This window comes from Bordetella petrii (assembly GCF_000067205.1).
GTDB classification, from domain to species: domain Bacteria; phylum Pseudomonadota; class Gammaproteobacteria; order Burkholderiales; family Burkholderiaceae_B; genus Bordetella_A; species Bordetella_A petrii.
On record NC_010170.1, the window covers coordinates 2,928,967 to 2,944,284 of the forward strand.

Annotated in this window: 16 protein-coding genes and 1 tRNA gene; 7 read left to right on the top strand and 10 right to left on the bottom strand. The window is 64.4% G+C overall.

Annotated features, from left to right (window positions below; genetic code table 11):
* Positions 1 to 38: 38 nt before the first annotated feature.
* Positions 39 to 545, top strand: coding sequence for a TRAP transporter small permease subunit (locus BPET_RS14115; RefSeq protein ID WP_012249695.1), 507 nt, complete (start codon positions 39 to 41; stop codon positions 543 to 545).
* Between the two features lie 3 nt (positions 546 to 548).
* Positions 549 to 1,823, top strand: a complete 1,275-nt coding sequence (locus tag BPET_RS14120) for a TRAP transporter large permease (RefSeq protein WP_012249696.1) — start codon at positions 549 to 551, stop codon at positions 1,821 to 1,823.
* 78 nt (positions 1,824 to 1,901) lie between these two features.
* Here BPET_RS14120 and lon read toward each other — a convergent pair whose 3' ends face one another.
* From lon to BPET_RS14160, 8 genes are all read right to left on the bottom strand, one after another.
* The gene (lon, locus tag BPET_RS14125) at positions 1,902 to 4,358 is read right to left on the bottom strand and encodes an endopeptidase La (RefSeq protein ID WP_012249697.1); all 2,457 of its coding nucleotides are present in this window, start codon (positions 4,356 to 4,358) and stop codon (positions 1,902 to 1,904) included.
* 176 nt (positions 4,359 to 4,534) lie between these two features.
* Complete coding sequence (gene clpX, locus BPET_RS14130; protein WP_012249698.1) at positions 4,535 to 5,833, bottom strand: ATP-dependent Clp protease ATP-binding subunit ClpX; 1,299 nt, start codon at positions 5,831 to 5,833, stop codon at positions 4,535 to 4,537.
* Positions 5,834 to 5,942: 109 nt separating this feature from the next.
* Complete coding sequence (clpP, locus tag BPET_RS14135; RefSeq protein ID WP_012249699.1) at positions 5,943 to 6,596, bottom strand: ATP-dependent Clp endopeptidase proteolytic subunit ClpP; 654 nt, start codon at positions 6,594 to 6,596, stop codon at positions 5,943 to 5,945.
* Positions 6,597 to 6,600: 4 nt separating this feature from the next.
* Positions 6,601 to 7,911 carry a trigger factor gene (gene tig / locus BPET_RS14140; RefSeq protein ID WP_012249700.1) on the bottom strand — a complete coding sequence of 437 codons (1,311 nt, stop codon included), beginning with the start codon at positions 7,909 to 7,911 and terminating at the stop codon, positions 6,601 to 6,603.
* A 134-nt stretch (positions 7,912 to 8,045) separates the two neighbouring features.
* Positions 8,046 to 8,801 carry a metalloprotease LoiP gene (loiP, locus tag BPET_RS14145; protein WP_012249701.1) on the bottom strand — a complete coding sequence of 252 codons (756 nt, stop codon included), beginning with the start codon at positions 8,799 to 8,801 and terminating at the stop codon, positions 8,046 to 8,048.
* A gap of 208 nt (positions 8,802 to 9,009) precedes the next feature.
* Positions 9,010 to 9,216, bottom strand: coding sequence for a cold-shock protein (locus BPET_RS14150; protein ID WP_012249702.1), 207 nt, complete (start codon positions 9,214 to 9,216; stop codon positions 9,010 to 9,012).
* 245 nt (positions 9,217 to 9,461) lie between these two features.
* Positions 9,462 to 9,665, bottom strand: a complete 204-nt coding sequence (locus tag BPET_RS14155) for a cold-shock protein (RefSeq protein ID WP_012249703.1) — start codon at positions 9,663 to 9,665, stop codon at positions 9,462 to 9,464.
* 269 nt (positions 9,666 to 9,934) lie between these two features.
* Positions 9,935 to 10,255: a hypothetical protein gene (locus BPET_RS14160; RefSeq protein ID WP_041862917.1), complete on the bottom strand. Its 321-nt coding sequence runs from the start codon at positions 10,253 to 10,255 to the stop codon at positions 9,935 to 9,937.
* Positions 10,256 to 10,368: 113 nt separating this feature from the next.
* Here BPET_RS14160 and BPET_RS14165 point away from each other — a divergent pair, with 113 nt between their 5' ends.
* The gene (locus BPET_RS14165; protein ID WP_041862919.1) at positions 10,369 to 10,665 is read left to right on the top strand and encodes a DUF2513 domain-containing protein; all 297 of its coding nucleotides are present in this window, start codon (positions 10,369 to 10,371) and stop codon (positions 10,663 to 10,665) included.
* A gap of 14 nt (positions 10,666 to 10,679) precedes the next feature.
* Here the strand turns inward: BPET_RS14165 and BPET_RS14170 are convergent, their stop codons facing one another.
* Entirely contained in the window at positions 10,680 to 10,955 is a 276-nt protein-coding gene (locus tag BPET_RS14170) for a hypothetical protein (protein ID WP_012249705.1), read from the bottom strand.
* A 137-nt stretch (positions 10,956 to 11,092) separates the two neighbouring features.
* Positions 11,093 to 11,179: transfer RNA gene (locus BPET_RS14175), tRNA-Leu, on the bottom strand.
* Positions 11,180 to 11,224: 45 nt separating this feature from the next.
* On the opposite strand from BPET_RS14175, the gene dapC reads away from it, so the two are divergent.
* The 4 genes from dapC to prmB are packed head-to-tail and all read left to right on the top strand — an operon-like array spanning position 11,225 to position 15,312.
* A complete protein-coding gene (gene dapC, locus BPET_RS14180; protein WP_012249706.1) occupies positions 11,225 to 12,424 on the top strand; it encodes a succinyldiaminopimelate transaminase in 1,200 nt (399 codons plus the stop codon).
* Between the two features lie 26 nt (positions 12,425 to 12,450).
* Positions 12,451 to 13,272, top strand: coding sequence for a 2,3,4,5-tetrahydropyridine-2,6-dicarboxylate N-succinyltransferase (gene dapD, locus BPET_RS14185; RefSeq protein WP_012249707.1), 822 nt, complete (start codon positions 12,451 to 12,453; stop codon positions 13,270 to 13,272).
* On the top strand, positions 13,272 to 14,414 hold the full coding sequence (gene dapE / locus BPET_RS14190; protein ID WP_012249708.1) for a succinyl-diaminopimelate desuccinylase: 1,143 nt from the start codon (positions 13,272 to 13,274) through the stop codon (positions 14,412 to 14,414). Before dapD ends, dapE begins: the two co-directional genes overlap by 1 nt.
* A gap of 7 nt (positions 14,415 to 14,421) precedes the next feature.
* Positions 14,422 to 15,312: a 50S ribosomal protein L3 N(5)-glutamine methyltransferase gene (gene prmB / locus BPET_RS14195; RefSeq protein WP_012249709.1), complete on the top strand. Its 891-nt coding sequence runs from the start codon at positions 14,422 to 14,424 to the stop codon at positions 15,310 to 15,312.
* Positions 15,313 to 15,318: the final 6 nt, after the last annotated feature.

Genomic DNA, 15,318 nt, shown 5'->3' on the forward strand with positions numbered 1-15,318 from the left:
ACACGCCGGGCGACACCCGCCTTACCGAGGAACGCATCATGCCTCTGCTTTCCCTGCTCGACCGGGTCTCGGATCTCGTAGGCCAATTGGCCGGCTGGATATTCTTCGCCATCGGCCTGGCGCTTACCTACGATGTGGCCGCCAGGTTCCTGTTCTTGTCGCCCACGTCCTGGGCTGGCGACGTATCGACCATTCTCCAGGTCTGGGCGGTCTACCTTGCCATGGCCCATGTGCTGCGCACGCGCAGCCTGATACGCATCACCGCTTTCGTACGCCTGGGCTCGCCCGCCATGCGCAAAGCCGCAGACGCATTTTCCGTGCTGTTCATCGGCGTATTTGCCGGCCTGATGGCCTGGTACAGCATGCACATAGTGGCCGAATCGATTGAACAGGGCCGGCGCGCCGCCACGATGATCGAGACGCCCACCTGGATACCCGAGATCGCGATCCCCATTGGTTTCATCCTGCTGCTGCTGCAATGCCTGGCCGAACTGGCGCGCGTGGCCGCGCGCCCCGCCCCCGTATTCGACGAAGAAGAGGTATAGCCAGTGGCCACCCTGACCATCATTGCGCTTTTGCTGGCCCTGCTGTTCGTCGGCGTGCCGGTCGCATTCGCCCTGGGCGGCCTGGGGCTGGGAATGCTGTGGCTCAAGGGGTTTCCCTTGACCATCGCGGCCCAGAACCTGACCAGCGGGCTCGACAACTTCATCCTGCTGTCCATTCCGCTGTTCCTGCTGATGTCGAACATCCTGCTCAGGGGCGGCGTCGGACGCGACCTGTTCGGCGCGTTCCAGGCCTGGGTCGGCCACTGGCCCGGCGGGCTGGCCACGGCCACGCTGATGTCCTGCGGCATGTTCTCGACCATCAATGGAAGCTCGGTGGCCACGGCGGCCACCATTGGCACGGTTGCCATTCCCGAGATGACGCAGCGCGGCTACAACCGCCCGTTCACTTATGGGCTGGTGGCGGCGGGCGGCACGCTGGGCATCCTGATCCCGCCTTCCATACCCCTGATCGTGTACGGCGTCATTACCGAGCAGTCGCTGGTGGCGCTGTTTCTGGCGGGCGTGGGTCCCGGCCTGCTGCTGCTGGCCGCCTTTACCATTTACTCGTCGCTGTACTGCCATTTCGGCAAGGGCTACACGCCGCTTGCGCGCCACAGCTGGCGCGAGCGCGGCGTAGCCACGTTGCGGGCGATGCCCACGCTGGCCATCGCCCTCGTGATTATCGTGGGCATTTATATCGGCATATTCACGCCCACCGAAGCCGCGGCCATCGGCTTTTTCTGCGCCCTGGTGCTCACCGGGCTGGTGTTGCGCACCTTGTCATTCGAAAAGCTGCGCCTGGCGGTAACGGACACGATGCGCACCTCGGTCACGATCCTGTTGATCGTGGTGGGTGCGAAGATTTTCGGCCATGCCGTCACGCTGTATCGCATTCCCCAGGAAGTCACCACATTCGCAACGACGCACTTTCACCAGCCGCTTTATTTCCTGCTGGCCATCACCTGCGTCCTGCTGGTCGTCGGCCTGTTCCTGGAAAGCCTGTCGATGCTGCTGATCATGGTGCCGGTACTGTATCCGTCGCTTGAATCGATGGGCATGGATCCGGTCTGGTTCGGAATCTATTTCGTGATTCTGATCGAGGTCGCGCTGATCACTCCGCCAGTTGGCATGAACCTGTTCGTGATCCAGGCGGTGACCAAAGCCCGCATCACCGAGGTCGTGCGCGGGGTGCTGCCCTTTGTGCTCATCATGCTGACCCTGGCGTTCCTGCTCTATGCATTCCCGTCCATCGTCTTGTGGCTGCCGCAGATGCTCTAGCCGCAAAGCTTCCTTGCCCGCAAACAAAAACGGGTGGCCGATGATGGCCACCCGTTTTTTGTTCAGGACTGGCGCCCCTTAGTGCTTGAACACCGGATCGCCGGGCGATCCGGACTCGGCCGGCTTGGCCACCAGCGCTTCCTTCACGGCCTCGTCCTCGGACAAGGGCTCGGGCAGGCGCTCCAACGCCAGCTCGAGTACCTTGTCGATCCAACGGACCGGCACGATCTCGAGGTGGTTCTTGACGTTGTCCGGAATCTCGGCCAGGTCTTTGACGTTTTCCTCGGGAATCAGCACCGTCTTGATGCCGCCGCGATGCGCGGCCAGCAGCTTTTCCTTCAGGCCGCCGATGGGCAGCACCTCGCCGCGCAGGGTGATCTCGCCCGTCATGGCGACGTCGGCGCGCACCGGAATACGCGACAGGGCCGACACCATGGCCGTGGTAATAGCGATACCCGCCGACGGGCCGTCCTTGGGCGTGGCGCCCTCGGGCACGTGCACGTGCATGTCGTGCTTTTCGAACACGCTGTCGGCGAAGCCCAGGCGACGGGCGCGCGAGCGCACCACCGTGCGTGCGGCCTCGACCGATTCTTTCATGACGTCGCCCAGCGAACCGGTACGCTGAATGGCGCCCTTACCCGGCATGTCGGCCACTTCAATCGTGAGCAGGTCGCCACCCACCTCGGTCCAGGCCAGACCGGTGACCTGGCCAACCTGGTTTTCTTTTTCGGCCATGCCGAAGGTGTAGCGCCGCACGCCCAGGTAGTCGCTGAGGTTGTCGGCGTTCACATGCACCGGCGCCGGGGCCTGCGCCGGCTTGCCTTCGGCCTTGGCCTTGTCGGCCTGCGCCAGCAATTCCTTGACCACCTTGCGGCAGATCTTGCCGACCTCGCGTTCGAGCGCCCGCACGCCCGCTTCGCGAGTGTAGTAGCGCACGATGTCGCGCAGCGCCGAGTCATCGACCGTCAGTTCGGACTCTTTCACGCCGTTGTTCTTCATCAGCTTGGGCAGCAGATGGTCGCGGCCGATATGGATTTTTTCGTCTTCGGTGTAGCCCGACAAGCGTATGACTTCCATGCGGTCCAGCAGCGCCGGCGGAATGTTCAGCGTGTTGCTGGTGGCCACGAACATGACGTCGGACAGGTCGAAGTCGACTTCGATGTAGTGGTCCTGGAAGGTGTGGTTCTGTTCGGGGTCAAGCACTTCCAGCAGCGCCGATGAAGGGTCGCCGCGGAAATCCATGCCCAGCTTGTCGATTTCGTCCAGCAGGAACAGCGGGTTGCGCACGGCCACCTTGCTCATGTTCTGCAGAATCTTGCCAGGCATCGAGCCGATGTAGGTGCGGCGATGGCCGCGGATCTCGGCCTCGTCGCGCACACCGCCCAGCGCCATGCGCACGAATTTGCGGTTCGTGGCGCGCGCGATGGACTGCCCGAGCGAGGTCTTGCCCACGCCCGGAGGCCCGACCAGGCACAGGATGGGCGCCTTGACCTTGTCGACGCGCTGTTGCACGGCCAGGTATTCAAGAATGCGTTCCTTGACCTTTTCCAGCCCGTAGTGATCGTCGTCGAGCACTTTCTCGGCATTGCCGATGGAATTGTTGATCTTGCTCTTTTTCTTCCAGGGAAGATTGATAAGCGTATCGATGTAGTTGCGCACCACGGTGGCTTCGGCGGACATGGGCGACATCAGCTTGAGCTTCTTGAGCTCGGCATCGGCCTTCTTGCGCGCCTCTTTGGGCATGTGCGCGGCGATGATTTTCTTTTCGAGCTCTTCGATGTCGGCGCCCTCTTCGCCTTCGCCCAGCTCTTTCTGGATGGCCTTGACCTGTTCGTTCAGGTAGTAGTCGCGCTGGCTTTTCTCCATCTGCTTCTTGACGCGGCCGCGAATGCGCTTCTCGACCTGCAGGATGTCGATTTCGGTTTCCAGCTGCGTCAGCAGGCCTTCCAGGCGCTCAGAGGTGCCCAGGATCTCGAGCATTTTCTGCTTCTGCTCGAGCTTGAGCGGCAAATGGGCGGCAATGGTGTCGGCCAGGCGGCCGGCGTCGTCGATACCCGCCAACGAGGTGAGGATCTCGGGCGGGATTTTCTTGTTGAGTTTGACGTACTGCTCGAACTGCGCAACGATGGCGCGGCGCAGCGCCTCGGTTTCGGACCCCTGGATGGCGTCCGGTTCAACCGGGGTGACCTGGCAGACGAAATGCGATTCAGCGTCGTCGATGCTGTCGATGCGGGCGCGCTGGGTGCCCTCGACCAGCACCTTCACGGTGCCGTCCGGCAGCTTCAGCATTTGCAGGATGCCCGCCACGCAACCGATTTCATACACGTCTTCGGGTGTGGGGTCGTCTTTGCCGGCGGATTTCTGCGCCACCAGCATGATGCTCTTGCCCGCTTCCATGGCCACTTCCAGCGCCTTGATCGAGCGCGGGCGGCCTACGAACAGCGGAATGACCATATGCGGGAACACCACCACGTCGCGCAGTGGCAGCAGCGGCAGATCAATGGGTTCGGAAGGCAGGGTCTGGCTGGCAGACATAAAGGATTCCTTGGTAAGACTCGGCGTATCGGCACCGGATACAGGGCGATGGGGCCCTTTTATCCGTATGGATTACGTCTGATATGGGAACGATAGCCGAAAAATCAAGCGGCCGACACGCAGACCGCCGGCAGAGGCAAAAAAACCCGTTACAGAACGGGTTTTTTGCTTTGTTTTCAGGCAGCTGCGCCGCGCACCTGGCTGCGCGCCGGTTTGTCGGGGGCGGCCGCCTCGTCGGCGTAGATGAGCAGCGGCTTGCCGTCGCTGTCGATGACGTTTTCATCCAGCACCACCCTGCTGACGTTGCCCTGGGAGGGCAGGTCGTACATGGTGTCGAGCAGCGCCGCCTCGATGATCGAGCGCAGGCCGCGCGCGCCGGTCTTGCGCTTGAGCGCCTTGCGGGCAATGGCCTTCAGGGCGCCTGGGCGCACGTCGAGTTCGGCGCCTTCCATGGCAAACAGCTTCTGGAACTGCTTGATCAGGGAATTTTTGGGCTCGGTCAGGATCTGGACCAGCGCGGCCTCGTCGAGTTCGTCGAGGGTGGCCACCACCGGCAGGCGGCCGACCAGTTCGGGGATGAGGCCGAATTTGATCAGGTCTTCGGGCTCGACTTCGCTGAACAGTTCGCCCACCCCGCGCTCGGACTTGGCCCGCACCGACGCCGAAAAACCGATGCCGGACTTTTCGGTGCGGTCGCGGATGACCTTTTCCAGCCCGTCGAAGGCGCCGCCCACGATGAACAGGATGTTGGTGGTGTCGACCTGGACGAAGTCCTGGTTGGGATGCTTGCGGCCGCCCTGCGGCGGCACCGAGGCCACCGTGCCCTCGATGAGCTTGAGCAGCGCCTGCTGCACGCCTTCGCCGGACACGTCGCGGGTAATGGACGGGTTGTCGGACTTGCGCGAGATCTTGTCGATTTCATCGATATAGATAATGGCGCGCTGGGCCTTTTCGACCTCGTAGTTGCAGTTCTGCAGCAGCTTCTGGATGATGTTCTCGACGTCTTCACCCACATAACCGGCTTCGGTCAGGGTGGTGGCGTCGGCCATCACGAACGGCACGTTGAGCATGCGCGCCAGCGTCTGGGCCAGCAGGGTCTTGCCCGAGCCGGTTGGCCCGATGAGCATGATGTTGCTCTTGGAGAGCTCGACCTCGTCGCCCTTGATTTCGCCGTGGCGAATGCGTTTGTAATGGTTGTACACGGCCACCGCCAGCATGCGCTTGGGCAGCGTCTGGCCGATGACGTATTGATCCAGGAACGTCTTGATTTCGGACGGCGTGGGCAGTTCGGACCTGATGGCCGCGCGCGCGGTCGCCTGCGCTTCTTCGCGGATGATGTCATTGCAGAGGTCGATGCACTCATCGCAGATGAACACCGAGGGTCCCGCGATCAGCTTGCGGACTTCGTGCTGGCTTTTATTGCAGAACGAGCAATGCAGCACTTTTGCGTCGGCCGATCCCTTTTTGTCAGGCATATGTGTTTCGTATCTCTGGTGAGAATGCGCCAGCCCTTTGGCCGGCCGGCGCACTCAACGCTTACTCGGACGTGACGGAACCGCACAGGCCCGGGGTGTTGCCGTTCGCCTACCCCTCGGAACGGGATGCGAGAACCTTGTCCACCAGACCATACGATACCGCATCTTCGGCCGACATGAAGTTGTCGCGCTCGGTGTCCACGGCGATGCGCTCGACGGGCTGGCCGGTGTTCTCGGCCAGGATGCGGTTCAGGCGTTCGCGCAGGTCGAGGATTTCCCGAGCCTGGATCTGGATATCGGAGGCCTGTCCCTGGGCACCGCCGGACGGCTGGTGAATCATGATGCGCGAGTTGGGCAGCGTGAAGCGCTTGCCCTTCTTGCCCGCGGCCAGCAGGAACGCTCCCATGCTGGCAGCCAGCCCCGTGCACAGGGTGGAGACGTCAGGCTTGACGAACTGCATGGTGTCGTAGATGGCCATCCCGGCGTACACCGACCCGCCCGGCGAGTTGATGTACAGCGAGATGTCCTTGTCAGGGTTTTCCGATTCCAGGAACAGCAGCTGCGCCACGATCAGGTTGGCCGTATTGTCGTTGACCGGGCCGACCAGGAAAATGAGCCGTTCGCGCAGCAGGCGCGAATAGATGTCGTAGGCGCGCTCGCCGCGCCCCGACTGCTCGATGACCATGGGGATGTAGCCCAGCCCCGTCGGCGTGACCGAGGCCCCGCCGTGCATTGACGCATAGAAATCGGTAAAACGCTGCATATATTTACGCCATCCCCATCAGCTGATCGAAAGGCACCTTTTCTTCGGTGACCTTGGCCTTGTCGAGCACGTGCTGCACCACGTTGTCTTCGAGCACGATGGCTTCGATTTCGGCGCGGCGCTGGCGGTCGGCGAGGTAGTAGCTGACCACCTGGGCGGGTTGCTCGTAGTTTTGCGCGAACTCTTCAATGCGGGCGCGCACCTGTTCGGGCTTGGCCTGCAGTTGCGCCTGCTTGACCAGTTCGGACACCAGCAGGCCCAGGCGCACGCGGCGCTCGGACTCGGTGGCGAAGGCTTCGGCCGGAATGGGCACCGATTCGGCGTTGGGCACGCCGCGCTGCTTGAGTTCTTCGCGGGCGGCTTGCACGCGGCTCTGCACGTCGCTGTCGACCAGCGCCTTGGGCACGTCAAACTTGCCGGCCTCGACCAGGGCGTCCATGACACTGGCCTTGGTGCGGCCTTGCGTGCGGGCCTTGGCTTCGCGCTCGATGTTGGTGCGGATGTCGGCCTTGAGCTTTTCGACATCGCCTTCAGCCTGGCCGAGCGACTTGGCGAACTCGGCGTTGACTTCGGGCAGCACGCCTTCGGCGACTTCCTTGACGGTAATGGTGAATTCGGCGGTCTTGCCGGCGACTTCCTTGCCTTGGTAGTCGTCGGGGAACTTGAGCGGGAACACCTTGGTTTCACCGGCCTTCAGGCCCTTGGCCGCGGCTTCGAACTCGGGCAGCATGCGGCCCTGGCCCAGCACGAACGGGAAGCTCTCGGCCTTGCCACCCTCGAACGGCACGCCGTCGATGGTGCCGGCGAAATCGAGGGTGACGCGGTCGCCATCCTGGGCGGCGCGGCCTTCGCGGGCTTCGAAGTTGGCGCGCTGCTTGCGCAGCACGTCGAGCGTTTGCTGCACTTCGGCGTCGGTGACGGCGGTTTCGTAGCGCGTGACGGACAGCGCGGACAGGTCGGGCACGGCCACTTCAGGATAGACCTCGAAGGTGGCGGTGAAGGCCAGCGTGTCGTCCGCGACGCCTTCGGTCTTGGGCTCGAGCGTGGGCGAGCCGGCCACGCGCAACTTGGCGCCGTCGACGGCCTGCTCAAAAGCGCGGCCGACCTGGCCGTTGATGACGTCGTAGCGGATGCCGGGACCATGGCTGCGTTCGAGCATGGCCAGCGGGGCCTTGCCGGGACGGAAGCCGGGCACCTTGGCCGTGCGGGCAACGCGCTTCAGTTGCGCCTGGACTTCCTTTTCGACGTCGGCCACGGAAACCGCCAGATCGACACGGCGTTCCAGACCAGAGAGGGTTTCAACCACAGGCTGCATCAAATTTTCCGAAAGTAAGTGAACGAACAAGTAAACAGCGCATTTTACCGGAAAGTTCAAGGCCCCTGCGCAAGCGGGGCGCCGGCCCTGGGGAAGTCCCCAAGGGCGGCGCCTCGCGGGTACCGCCGTGGGGTTTACTTGCCCGCGGCGATCCGGTCTTCAATGTGCTTGGCGCGCTTGGTCGAGGACGGATGGGAGCTCATCATGTCGCTCTTGCCGCCATCGAGCTTGGCCAGCTTCTCGAAGGCCGTGACCAGGCCCCGGGTATTCAGTTTTTTGGCCTGCAGCAGGTCGAACGAATAGTCGTCGGCGGCGCTTTCCTGCGATTGCGAGAATTGCGCGTTGATGAATTTTTCGGTCAGGTCGCCCAGTTGCGACGCGCTGAGCGCCGCCACCGCGTTGCCACCCGCCGCGCTGGCCGCGTCGCGCGCCGCCGAGACCGTGTAGGCGGTCTGCATGGCTTTCTTGGAGTGGCCCAGCGCCACATGGCCGATTTCGTGGCCGATGACGCCTTGCAGTTCGTCGTCGGTCATCATGTCCATGAGGCCGCTGTAGACCCGGATGCAGCCATTGGCCATGGCCCAGGCGTTGACGTCGGACGTGATGTAGACCTTGTAGCTGGCCGGCTGCCCGTTGACTTTGGTGCCCAGAGCCTTGGCGAGCTTCTGCAGGCGCGCATCGTACTTGCTGCCGGATTTGGCTACCTTTTCCTGCTTGTCGCTTGCGGCGCAAGCCTGGTCGGACAGCGTCTTGATCTCGGCATCGCTCAGGGTAGCCGCCTGGACGACCTTGCTGCCGGCGCCGACGAGCCCGCCGATGTCCAGGGCTTGCGACGCAGAATATGGGGCCAGAACCAGCGCGAGCGCGGCCACGCCGTAACGCATCTTCATTCGTATGATCTCCTGTGTACCGCTCGACGCGAGCGGGCGCGGCAATTCTAGCGATGCCCGCCGACTCGCCCCTGTTTTCTGTACACATGCTCGCAAATGCGAAATTCACTTACATATTTTGGACATGTTTGCGGCGCCCGGACGACAAAACGCCCCCGTCGGCGCATGGCCGGCGGGGGCGCATCCTGACTGCGGCGTTGCCGCGGCGTCAGGCCGAGACTTTGATGTTCTTGGCGCTGGGGCCCTTGGGCCCCTGCCCCACTTCGAACGTCACGCGCTGGTTTTCTTGCAGCGACTTGTAGCCTTCGCTGCTGATTTCCGAATAGTGCGCGAAAAGGTCTTTGCTGCCATCATCGGGTGTGATGAAACCGTAGCCTTTTTCGGCGTTGAACCATTTGACGATGCCTGTTGCCATGAACGTGTCCTTCACCTTCGAGTAGCGATTGCTCGCGGGACGCCAGATGATCAAGGATGGGATAGGCAACTGGGTACCAGTGACGGCGACAGGTGTGACGACCGCGTCGCTTGAAAATCTCGCTTGCCCAGTGTATGGGGGAACCTCGAAAGTCGTCAAACCTAAATCAAGCCGGGCGCCCGCGGCAGCGGCGAAACGGCAATAAAAAAAGCCCCCGAAGGGGCTTTTTCAAAGAACCGGGAGCCTTACAGCACCTGGATCTTCGTTGCTTGCGGACCCTTGGGGCCATTCGCCGTCACGAAGCTGACGCGCTGGTTTTCTTCCAGCGACTTGAAGCCATTGGCCTGGATTTCCGAGAAATGCGCGAACAAATCCTTGCCACCCGCTTCCGGGGTGATGAAGCCGTAGCCTTTTTCCGAGTTGAACCACTTAACAACGCCGGTTTCCATACTGTATTTCCTAGAGATAATGGGCAAATGCCCGGGGGTCACGAATCAATCAAGGAGGGGACAGTAGAACAATAACGCTGGCCGGAAAAGGCACTGCACTGAACGAAAATCGCAACGCTTGAGATCGTGTGCCGTCACTATCGTTAGGTTCCCCTCACAAGTCAACATAATCCTCAAAAATACGTGCCAATAATGCAACAAAGCGCAACGGCACACGGTTGATCCTGGAACTATTGGCGCGCCGTGGGGTCTTGCGCGCGCATGAGCTGTCAGGAATCGACTGGCAGGCCCAGCAGGTCCAGAGCCGCGTTATACGCGTCCTCGTGGGCGCACAGGAACACGGCCACGTCGCCGGGATTGAGGTTTTCCAGCACCTGGTCGACCTGCTCCTGGGCGGTTTCGACGGCGTCTACCGCCGCGACATGGATGTCGGCGCCGGCCTCGACCTTTTCGCGCGGCACGATGTCGCCGACGGCCTCGATGTCCGACACGCCGGTTACCACGTAAGCGTCGATGCGTTCGCCGTCCAGCGTGGTCTCCAGGGCAACTCCGCCAGCGATGGCGGCGATTTGGCGGCTGGTGATTTCCATGATCAGGGCATCCTTCAGGTGCGCGGGGACGCGACTATACCAGTCTTGGCCCGGCAGCGCAGGCACTGCTGGTATGGTGTGGGCTGGCGAGACAGAACCGGAGGACCATAGCCATGCAACGGGATTTTGATCTGGTGGTGACAATATTGGGCGAATTGCGCGATGCCGATACCGCCGCGCTGTCGCGGGCCGACATCGAGGCGGCGGTGCACGCCAGCATGCCGGATGCGCCGCCCGCGGCGTCGATCGCGCATCACCTTGACATCCTGGCCGACGCCGGGCTGATTGCGGCGGCGGCTGCGCCCGATGGCGACCTGGCGGGCGCGGCATGGCGCCTGACCTGGAAAGGCCACGATGCGCTCGACCAGCAGGATGACGACGAGGACGAAGAAGACGAAGACGACAACTGACCCCAGGAGGCGGATCAGGCCGGCCCGGCCGGCGAACGCCGCTGCAGCCGGCGGCGCCATACCTTGCGCGATACCAGGGTGGCCGCGGCGCCGATGACCAGCGAGAACATGAAGGCGGCCACCGCCAGCAGGGCCACGATGTCGCCCAGCCCGGCGCGGGCCGCCAACCAGGCGACCACGAACAGCACGGCCAGCGCCAGCGCGGCCACGCCGGCCAGGCTGCGGCCCACCGCGGCACAGCGCCCCAGCAGCGCTCCGCCCGCCAGGGCCAACGCGACGATGGCTGCCATGGCCCAGAACAGATTCTCGTAATGTTGCAAGGTGGCCGTCCCGTTTGTGCGCAGGGATGCCGTGCGGGTATGCCCTGCAGGCGCGCCGATGTGCGCCGGATGAAGCGCCGCCCCGCTCAGGCGGGGCGGCTATGTACTGGTGCGAAGGGCGGGACTCGAACCCGCACACCTGTTACGGCGTCAGGACCTAAACCTGGTGCGTCTACCAATTTCGCCACCTTCGCAAAGCCAAGCCCGATATTGTAGCTTGCTTGCTAAAATCGTGCGCCATGAACCCGCGTCTCGATGCCCTGCATCCCTATCCCTTCACAAAACTGCGCGCGCTGCTCGAATCGGCCGGCCCCGCGCCCGACGGCCTGGCGCCCATCGATCTGTCGATCGGCGAGCCCAAGCACGCCGCGCCCGCCTGCGTGGCGCAGGCGCTGTGCGACAAGCTCGCGGGCCTGTCCGTGTATCCGGCCACCAAGGGCGAGCCCGCGCTGCGCGCGGCCATTGCGCAGTGGCTGGCACGGCGCTACAGCATCCCCGCCCCCGATGCCGACACCCAGGTGCTGCCGGTGCTGGGCTCGCGCGAGGCGCTGTTCGCGTTCGCCCAGACCGTGGTCGACGCCAGCGCCAACCAACCCCTGGTGGTGTGCCCGAATCCGTTCTACCAGATCTACGAAGGCGCGGCGCTACTGGCCGGCGCCCAGCCCCATTACGTCAACGCCGATCCGGCCCGCAATTTCGGCTGCGACTGGCAGAGCGTGCCCGCCGGCGTCTGGCAGCGCACCCAGCTGGTGTTTGTGTGCTCGCCCGGCAACCCGGCCGGCAACGTGATGTCGCTCGACGACTGGCGGGCGCTGTTCGAGCTGTCTGACCGCCATGGCTTCGCCATTGCCTCTGACGAGTGCTATTCCGAAATCTATTTCGACGAAGGCAATGCGCCGCTCGGCGCGCTGCAGGCGGCCCGCCGCCTGGGGCGCGACGACTACAAGAACCTGGTGGTGTTTTCCAGCCTGTCCAAGCGCTCGAACGTGCCCGGGCTGCGCTCGGGCTTCGTGGCCGGCGACGCTGCCCTGATGGCCCGCTTCCTGCTGTACCGTACGTATCATGGCAGCGCCATGAGCCCCATCGTGTCGGCGGCCAGCATTGCCGCCTGGAACGACGAAACGCACGTGCGCGAGAACCGCGCCCTGTACCGCGAGAAATTCGCCGCGGTCGTGCCGCAATTGCAGCCGGTGCTCGATGTCGAGTACCCGCAGGCTTCGTTCTACCTGTGGGTGCCCGTGCCCGGCCCGGACACGGCATTTGCCCGCGACCTCTACGCCCGCACCGGCGTAACCGTCCTGCCCGGCAGCTTCCTGGCGCGCGAAGCGCATGGAACCAATCCCGGCCAGGGCCGCATCCGTATCGCGCTGGTGGCGCCGCTGGCGCAATGCGTCGAAGCCGCCGGCCGCATTGCCCAGTTTGCCCGCACTACGCTTTGATCAACCTTTTGAATAGCTGAGCCGTCATGACTCTCGATCTGCAGACCACCATTGAAAACGCCTGGGAAAACCGGACCAACCTGTCGCCCGTCGACGCCACCGCGGAAGTGCGCGAAGCGGTCGAACAAACCATCGCCGCGCTGGACCTGGGCCGCCTGCGCGTGGCCGAGAAGACTGAGGCTGGCTGGATCGTGCACCAGTGGATCAAAAAGGCGGTGCTGCTGTCGTTCCGGCTGCAAGACAATGCCATCATGGGCCAGGCTCCCATGCAGTTCTACGACAAGGTACCCCTCAAGTTCGCCGAATACGGCGACACCGCCTTCCAGCACGGCGGCTACCGCGTGGTGCCGCCGGCCGTGGCGCGCCGCGGCGCCTTCATCGCCCGCAACGTGGTGCTGATGCCGTCGTACGTGAACATCGGCGCCTATGTCGACGAAGGCACCATGGTCGACACCTGGGCCACCGTGGGCTCGTGCGCGCAAATCGGCAAGAACGTGCACCTGTCGGGCGGCGTGGGCATCGGCGGCGTGCTCGAGCCGCTGCAGGCCAACCCCACCATCATCGAAGACAACTGCTTCATCGGCGCGCGCTCGGAAGTCGTCGAAGGCGTGGTCGTGGAAGAAAACTCGGTGCTGGCGATGGGCGTGTTCCTGTCGCAAAGCACCAAGATCTACGATCGCGCCACCGGCAAGGTCACCTATGGCCGCGTGCCGTCGGGCTCGGTGGTGGTGCCCGGCTCGCTGCCGTCCGAAGACGGCTCGCACAGCCTGGTGTGCGCCGTGATCGTCAAGCGCGTCGACGCCCAGACCCGCGCCAAGACCAGCATCAACGACCTGCTGAGGGCCTGATGACTGCCGACAGCGCCGTACTCGCGCTCGTGCGCGAGCTGATCGCCCGCCCTTCCGTCACGCCCGACGACGTCGACTGCCAGCTGTTGCTGGCACAGCGCCTGGAGCACGCGGGCTTCCGCTGCGAAACCATCGCGCGCGGCGACGTCACCAACCTGTGGGCCCGGCGCGGCAACGCGGGGCCACTGGTGGTGTTCGCCGGCCACACCGATGTCGTGCCTCCCGGCCCGCGCGACAAATGGGACAGCGATCCGTTCGTGCCCACTGAACGCGACGGCTACCTGTATGGCCGCGGCGCGGCCGACATGAAAAGCTCGATCGCCGCGTTCGTGGTGGCGGCCGAGGAATTCACGGCGGCCCATCCTGGCCACGACGGCTCGATCGCCCTGCTGCTCACTTCCGACGAAGAAGGCCCGGCGGTCGATGGCACGGTCATCGTCTGCGATGAACTGCGCGCGCGCGGCGAGCAGCCCGACTACTGCATCGTGGGCGAGCCGACGTCCGGCGACGTACTGGGCGATACCTGCAAGAACGGCCGACGCGGCTCGCTGTCGGGCCGCCTTACCGTCAAGGGAATCCAGGGCCACGTCGCTTATCCGCACCTGGCGCGCAACCCGGTGCACCAACTGGCGCCCGCCCTGGCCGAAATGGCGGCCACCGAATGGGATCGCGGCAACGAGTACTTCCCGCCCACCACTTTCCAGGTGTCCAACCTGCGGGCCGGCACGGGCGCCACCAATGTGGTGCCGGGCGAAGCCGTGGTGCTGTTCAACTTCCGTTTCTCTACGGCCAGCACGCCCGAAGGCCTCAAGCAGCGCGTGCATGCGCTGCTCGACAAGCACGGCCTGGAATACGAGCTGGACTGGGAACTGGGCGGCGAGCCCTTCCTGACCCCGCGCGGCCCGCTGACCGATGCGCTGGTCGCTGCCATCCGCGCCGAAACCGGAGTGGCGGCCGAGCTGTCGACCACCGGCGGCACTTCCGACGGCCGCTTCATCGCCAAGATCTGCCCGCAGGTCATCGAGTTCGGCCCATGCAACGCCACCATCCACAAGGTGAACGAGCGCATCGAGCTGGCGTCGCTGGAGCCCCTGAAGAACATTTACCGGCGCACGCTGGAAAACCTGCTGCTGCCGCGCTGACCCTGCCATGCCTACATCTTCCCGCCCCGAACTGCAGACGCTGCGCGACCTGATCCGCTATGGCGTGTCGCGCCTGCGCGAGTCCGGCGTCGCGCTGGGCCACGGCAGCGACAACGCCTGGGACGAGGCCGTGTACCTGGTGCTGCACACGCTCCACCTGCCGCTGAACACGCTCGACCCCTTCCTGGATGCCCGCGTCCTGCCCGACGAGCGCGCGCGCGTGCTCGACCTGCTGGACCGGCGCGTGGCCGAGCGGCAGCCTGCCGCCTACCTGACCCGCGAAGCGTGGCTGTGCGGCCATCGCTTCTACGTCGATGAGCGCGTCATCGTGCCGCGCTCGCCCATCGCCGAACTGCTCGACCAGGGCCTGGCGCCCTGGGTCGAGCCCGAATCGGTGCGGGCGGTGCTGGACATGTGCACGGGCTCGGGCTGCCTCGCCATCCTGGCAGCCCTGGCATTTTCCGATGCCCGGGTGGATGCGGTCGATGTATCGCCCGATGCGCTGGAGGTGGCGCGGCGCAACGTGGCCGACTACGGCCTGCAGGACCGGCTGACGCTGCACCGCAGCGACCTGTTCGACCAACTGCCGGCGGCCGCCTACGATGTCATCGTCTGCAATCCCCCCTACGTGAACAGCGCCTCGATGGCCGCCCTGCCCGACGAATACCGCCACGAGCCCGCCCTGGCGCTGGCCGGCGGCGCCGACGGCATGGACCTGGTGCGACGCATCCTGGCAGCCGCGCCCCGCTACCTGGCGCCCCAGGGCGTGCTGGTGCTGGAAATCGGCCATGAGCGCCCACACTTCGAGGCGGCCTTCCCGCAATTGCAGCCCGTGTGGCTGGACACCGAGGCCGCCAGCGACCAGATCCTGCTGCTGGCCCGCGAGCAATTGGCCTAGAGCCGG